At 68.3% G+C, this 6,269-nt stretch carries 6 protein-coding genes and 2 pseudogenes; 1 reads left to right on the forward strand and 7 read right to left on the reverse strand.

What is annotated here, in order from left to right; genetic code table 11:
* Window positions 1-193 (reverse strand): annotated as a pseudogene (locus B1964_RS01510) (LLM class flavin-dependent oxidoreductase); the annotation flags it as partial.
* A 190-nt stretch (window positions 194-383) separates the two neighbouring features.
* Between B1964_RS01510 and B1964_RS01515 the strand changes: the two are divergent.
* Entirely contained in the window at window positions 384-845 is a 462-nt protein-coding gene (locus B1964_RS01515; RefSeq protein WP_079928525.1) for a DinB family protein, read from the forward strand.
* Between the two features lie 26 nt (window positions 846-871).
* On the opposite strand, the gene B1964_RS01520 is transcribed toward B1964_RS01515, so the two are convergent.
* The 6 genes and pseudogenes from B1964_RS01520 to B1964_RS01545 all read right to left on the reverse strand — a co-directional run.
* On the reverse strand, window positions 872-1,765 hold the full coding sequence (locus B1964_RS01520) for an NAD(P)-binding domain-containing protein (protein WP_079928526.1): 894 nt from the start codon (window positions 1,763-1,765) through the stop codon (window positions 872-874).
* Window positions 1,766-1,809: 44 nt separating this feature from the next.
* Window positions 1,810-2,622 carry a TIM barrel protein gene (locus tag B1964_RS01525; RefSeq protein ID WP_079928528.1) on the reverse strand — a complete coding sequence of 271 codons (813 nt, stop codon included), beginning with the start codon at window positions 2,620-2,622 and terminating at the stop codon, window positions 1,810-1,812.
* A 65-nt stretch (window positions 2,623-2,687) separates the two neighbouring features.
* A complete protein-coding gene (gene hypE / locus B1964_RS01530) occupies window positions 2,688-3,749 on the reverse strand; it encodes a hydrogenase expression/formation protein HypE (RefSeq protein ID WP_079928529.1) in 1,062 nt (353 codons plus the stop codon).
* Window positions 3,742-4,857: a hydrogenase formation protein HypD gene (hypD, locus tag B1964_RS01535; RefSeq protein ID WP_006368958.1), complete on the reverse strand. Its 1,116-nt coding sequence runs from the start codon at window positions 4,855-4,857 to the stop codon at window positions 3,742-3,744. Before hypD ends, hypE begins: the two co-directional genes overlap by 8 nt.
* Window positions 4,854-5,126, reverse strand: a complete 273-nt coding sequence (locus B1964_RS01540; protein ID WP_006368957.1) for a HypC/HybG/HupF family hydrogenase formation chaperone — start codon at window positions 5,124-5,126, stop codon at window positions 4,854-4,856. The genes hypD and B1964_RS01540 overlap by 4 nt, the downstream gene beginning before the upstream one ends.
* Window positions 5,127-5,128: 2 nt before the next feature.
* Window positions 5,129-6,269 (reverse strand): annotated as a pseudogene (locus tag B1964_RS01545) (carbamoyltransferase HypF); the annotation flags it as partial.

The raw sequence follows: 6,269 nt of genomic DNA on the forward strand, positions 1-6,269 counted from the left end.
CCCCCAGCCGTACGCGGCTCGTCCAGGCGGCGAGTGCGCCGAGCAGCGTCAGGGTGTCGGGGTTGTCGAAGGCGATTCGTTCACCCCAACACAGTGACGAGAACGGTCCGTCGTCGATGGCCGTGGCCCATGACCGCAAGACGTCGGCGTCCAGGTCGGGCTCCATCACGGGCAGCGTCATTCCGATGCGCACGAGAGGGATCGTGACACGGCCGGCGACTCTCCTCGCCTGTTTTCAGTCGTTGGCGTGGGTAGCGAGCGACCGCGACCTGGGGTTATGCCGAATCTCTACTTCGAGAATGACTGAAAACAGGCGAGAACGACCGAGGGGTGCGGCGGCGTCCGTTGCAGCCGAAGTGACGCCATGTGCGACAGTCCTCGATATGGATTCGTGGACCGCTGCCGCCCTGGACACCGCCGACACGTGCTGGACCGGCATGGTCGGTGTGCTCGAGGAACTCACCGACTCCGAGGTCCACCGACGGCTCCCCGTCGACGGGTCGAACTCGCCGTATGCGGTGGCCCACCACTGCGTGGAGATGACGCGATGGTGGCTCGGAACCTTCGGATGCGGCCTCGCCCTGCCGCGGGAACGGGCCGCGGAGTTCGACGCGACCGGTTCACTCCCCGACCTCCTCGCACGTATCCGAAGCACGCGCACCGACATGATCAGGTGGACCGAGCAGATCCTTCGCGACGGCATCGCCGCTCGGGATGCGACAGGCACGACAGCCGACGTCGACCTCGCGACCGTCTCACCGCAGTGGGTGATCATGCACGTGGTGCACGAACTCGCCCAGCATCTCGGTCAGATGCAGGTCACGCGGGATGTGTTGCGGGCCTGAGGCCGTCGGCCCTGAGGCTCCTCGCCTTACTCGGCGTCCTCGTCCAACTTCCCGGACAGACGCAGGACCCCTCGCAACAGCGCACTGTGGTCCAGGCCTCCGTCGCCGTTTGCGCGGGCTGAGGCCATCATCGTCGCCACGAGTGACCCGACCGGGGTGACCACACCGGCATCGCGGGCTGCAGACGTGACGATTCCGAGGTCCTTGTGGTGCAGCTCGATCCGACCGCCCGGCGCGAAGTCGCGCTCGATCATGCGGTGCGCCTTGTGGTCGAGGACGGTGGAGCCGGCCAGGCCGCCGGCGAGAACGCCGACGGCGACGGAGGTGTCGACGTCGTGGGCCTCGAGGAAGACCACCGCCTCGGCGAGTGCCTGGATGTTCGCGGCGACGATGAGCTGGTTGGCCGCCTTCACGATCTGACCGCTGCCACTCGGCCCGACGTGGGCGATGGTGTCACCGACCGCGTCGAGGACCGGCAGTGCGCGCTCGTAGGCGTCGTCGTTGCCGCCGACCATGATCGACAGGCTGCCGGCGGCCGCGCCTTCCTGCCCGCCCGACACCGGGGCGTCGAGGAACGAACAGCCTTGTGCTGCCGCTGTTTCGGCCATGCGGATCGCGGTCGCGGGATCGATGGTGGAGAAGTCGACGATCACGGTGCCCGGCGCGGCGTGGGCGAGGACTCCGTCGGGTCCGGTGAGGACCTCCTCGACGTCGGCAGACGCCGGGACGTTGAGCGCGACGAACTCGGCGCCGGTGACGGCCGCGGCGATCGACTCGGCGGCGTCACCGCCGGCTGCGATGAGGTCGGCGGTTTTGGCCGGGGTCCGGTTGTAGCCGACGACGGTGTGACCGGCACGGACCAGGTTGATGGCCATCGGGCTGCCCATCACCCCGAGTCCGATGAATCCTATTGTCGCCATGCGGTTTCCTCCATCGTTTCCTCCCTCACCAGACCGTCTCTGCGTTACCGAAATGCGGGAAAGTCCGGCACCCAGTCGAAGGTATCGGAACGGGTGGGTGTGTACTCCAGGCTGATCCATCCCGGATAGCCGCGGGCGGCGAGCGCGGCCAGTGGTCGGGACAGGTCCAGGCTGCCGGTGCCGGGTTCACCGCGGCCCGGGACGTCGGCGATCTGAACATGGCCGATCCGGTCGGCAACGGTGTCGATCACCACGTCGAGGTTCTCTCCGTTGACCGCAAGGTGGTAGAGGTCTGCCAGCAGTGCCGCGTTGTCAACGCCGTGGTCGCGGGCGAGTCTGTCGCAGACGTCGATCGCGTGCGCGGCCCGCGTCAGCGGATAGGTGGGTATGGCACTGAGGGGTTCGAGGAGGATGCCGGCACCGATGGTCGCGGCCGCGTGGGCGGCGAACGCGAGGTTCTCGGCTGCAAGATCGTCCTGGAGCTCTATGGCCAGATCGTCGATGCGGTTGCCGTACAGCGCATTGAAGCCGACGACACCGAGTCGAGCTCCGATGCCGATCGCGACGTCGACGCTGTCACGGAACTCGGCGCCGGTGGCCGGGTGCGACAGCAGTCCACGCTCGCCTGCCGACAGATCCCCGGCGGCGAAGTTCAGGTGTGTGAGGCGCACTCCGGCGTCCTCGACCGCGGTGACGAAGGCGTCGACGTCACGGTCGGCGGGGACGGCGGTGGCGAACGGCCACCAGAACTCGACGGCGTCGAATCCGGCGTCGCGCGTGGCCTGCGGCCGGTGCGGCAGCGGCAGGTCGGTGAGCAGGATCGAACAGTTCAGCGTGATCCGTGAGGTGTCCACCACCCCATCTTCCCCATGTCCGGCGCCAGGGTGTGGACGGGCACCGCGGGACGGGACACAGCCGCCGATCAGCAGATGCGCGGCAGTTGTTCGCCGAGGTCACGTTCGATGACCCGCGTCGTACCGAAGGCGGTGCGGCCCACGACCATTTCCGGGTGCGCGGCGACCACCCGGCCGATCACGGTCGCGCCCTGCCCCTCCGGGCGGGCGTGCATGGCAGCCACCACCGCGTCGGCGTCGTCGGCGGCGACCACGGCGATCATCTTGCCCTCGTTGGCGATCTGCAGCGGATCGAGTCCGAGGAAACCGCACGCCGATGCGACCGCTTCGGGGACCGGGATCCGGGATTCGTCGAGTTCGATGCCGACGCCGGCGGCTGCGGCGAGTTCGGTGGTCGCGGCGACCACCCCGCCGCGGGTCGGATCGCGCAGCGCGTGCACGTCACCGGCGGCCAGCGCGTCACGGACGAGATAACACAAGGCGGCACTGTCGGATACGACGGGTGACCCGAAGTCGATGCCTTCCCGAACGCTGAGGATCGCGACACCGTGCTCACCGATCGGCCCCGACACGATGACCACATCGTCGGGCCGGATGCGTTCCGGCGACACGTCGACGCCGGCGGGGACAACCCCGACACCCGCGGTGTTCACGAACAGCTGATCGGCCGATCCGCGGCCGACGACCTTGGTGTCGCCGGTCTCGACGCGTACGCCCGCGAGACGTGCGGCGGCGCCCATCGCCTCCACCACCGGCCCGAGTACCGAGAGTTCGAGTCCTTCCTCGAGGATGAACCCGGCGCTGAGCGCCAGCGGCATGGCTCCACTGCAGGCGAGGTCGTTGACGGTGCCGTTGACCGCGAGGTCGCCGATGCAGCCACCGGGAAAGAACAGTGGTTGCACCACATAGGAATCCGTCGTGAAGGCGATCCGGCCGCCATCGACGGGCAGCACCGCCGAGTCGCGGGCGGGACCGTGACGTCCGCCGAAGGCGGGCACGAAGAGGTTCTCGATGAGTTCTTCGGAGAGGATGCCGCCGCCACCGTGGCCGAGTACGATCCGCTCGGTGTCGCGCAACGGCAGTGGGCACGACCAGGATTCGGGGTCGATGGTCGCCGGCGACTCAGACATGCGCCGCACCCGTCGTGTCGAGGGACAGCCGCCGGAAATGGTAGTAGGCGGCGCAGGCTCCCTCGCTGGACACCATTGTCGCCCCCAGCGGTGTGCGCGGTGTGCACAGCGTACCGAACGCCGGGCACTCGTTCGGTTTGAGCAACCCCTGCAACACTTCTCCGGCGTGGCAGTCCGCCGACTCCTCGACCGTCACCTCGCCGACACCGAAGCGCACCTCGGCGTCGAACTGTGCGTACCGACGCGACAGCTTCCAACCGGACTGCGGGATCATCCCGATGCCACGCCATTGCCGGTCGGTCACCTCGAACACGTCGGCCAGGATCTCTTGGGCCACACCGTTGCCGGCCGGACTGACCGCACGCGGGTAGGCGTTGCGCAACGCGGGCGTGCCGGATTCGAGGAGGTCGACGGCCTGCCGCACACCTTCGAGGAGATCAAGGGGTTCGAAGCCGGTGACGACGATCGGCACCCGGTAGCGCTCCACGAGCGGGCCGTACTCGCTCATGCCCATCACGGTGCAGACGTGTCCGGCGGCGAGAAAGGCCTGCACGCGATTGGTCGGCGACGACAGGATCGCGGTCATCGCCGGGGGCACCAGGACGTGCGAGACCAGCATCGAGAAATTCACCAGCCCGAGTCGCTGGGCGTGCAGCACCGACATCGCGTTGGCCGGGGCGGTCGTCTCGAAGCCGACTCCGAAGAACACCACCTCCTTGTCGGGGTTGTCGGCAGCGATACGGACGGCATCGAGCGGTGAATACACCACCCGCACGTCACCTCCGCGAGCCCGCACCGAGAACAGGTCCTCGTGGCTGCCGGGGACGCGCAGCATATCGCCGAACGAACAGAAGATGACCTCCTCGCGGCCGGCGATCTGCAGAGCGCGGTCGATCATCTCCAACGGGGTGACACACACCGGGCAGCCGGGACCGTGGATGAACTCGACGACGTCGTCGAGTAGTTGGTCGATGCCGTTGCGGATGATCGAATGGGTCTGTCCGCCACACACTTCCATGAGCGTCCAGCGGGTGGTGGCGCGGTCACGGATCTGGCGGACCAGGGCGCGCGCGGCCGCCGGATCACGGAACTCGTCGAGATACTTCATGCGCTCGTCCCTTCGTCGACGGGCTCGGACCCGAGTTCTTCGTCGAGGATGCCGAGTTCGTCGAACATCCGCAGTGTCTCGTTGGCGGACTCCTCATCGAGCCGGGTGATGGCGAAACCGGCGTGGACGATCGTGTATTCGCCGATCTGCATGTCGGGCAGATACGCCAGGCAGACGGTTTTGCTCGTCCCGGAGAAGTCGACGGTCGACATGCGGGTGCCCGCCTCCTCCCAGATGTGGGTCACCCGGCCGGGAATTCCCAAACACATGGCTACTCCGCTCTTTTCGTCGCTGTGCCGGATGCGCCGACGACGCCCGGGATGTCGGTCTGTACGGGCCGTTCGTTCGCCGGCCCGGATCGCAGCGTCGCCGCCGCGATACACGCCTGCCCCAGTGCCAGGCCCCCGTCGCCCGCGGGGACCACGCGATGGGCGAGCGCACGCAGGCCGGCCTGCTCGACTCCGTCGGACACCCCTTGGCGTAGAGCGTTGTTGACGAACACCCCGCCGCTGAGGCCGACGATCCCGATGTCGAGTGCGCGCGCCGACCGTACGCATCGGGTGACGAGCGCGTCGATCACCCAGTGCTGGAACGACGCCGCGAGATCGGCGGTCGGGCGCCCGGTGCGCAGGCCGTCGACCAGCCCGGCGATCAGGTGCCGGTAGTCGATGATCACGTCATCCGCCTCCGACCTGGCGGGGGCGAACGAGGCGGGGGCGAACGAGTCGGGAGTTCCTGTACGCGCGCAGGTTTCGAGCTCGACGGCCGCCTGACCCTCATAGGTGGGATGGATACAGATCCCCAAGAGTGCGGCCACCGCGTCGAACAGCCGGCCCAGACTGGTCGTGACCGGGCAGCCGACGCCCGAACGTCGTTGCTGCGCGAGGATGCGACAGGCCGCATCACCGAGCGCGCGGGCCGGTGCGAGATCGTCGATGTCGGTGATTCCGCTGCGCCACAGCAGGTCCAGGGCGATGCGTGAGGGGTCGCGGACCGCATTGTCGGCGCCGGGGAGGGCGAACTCGGCCAGGTGCGCCACCCGGGTGAAGGTGCTGACGTCATGTCCGAGCGCGAGGAGTTCGCCACCCCAGATGACGCCATCGGTCCCGTATCCGGTTCCGTCACCACACCAGACGAGCGCCGGGGTGCCGAGCAGCTCGTGCTCGGCCAGCAGCGACACCGCATGCGCGTGATGGTGCTGCACCTCGACGACCGGGCGGCCGGCGGCGTGGCGGCTCGCCCAGGAGGTGGTGGCGTATCCCGGATGCATGTCGCAGGCGATCGCGCCCGCACTGATACCGGTCATGGTCTGGAGGTGGTCGAGTGCGTCGGTGAACGAACGCTGGGTGCGCGGGGCGGCGAAGTCCCCGAGATGCGACGACATGTGGCCACCGTCGTGCGTGGCGAGCAGA

Origin of the sequence: Gordonia sp. i37 (assembly GCF_002043085.1) — a bacterium.
Classification (GTDB): Bacteria; Actinomycetota; Actinomycetes; order Mycobacteriales; family Mycobacteriaceae; genus Gordonia; species Gordonia polyisoprenivorans.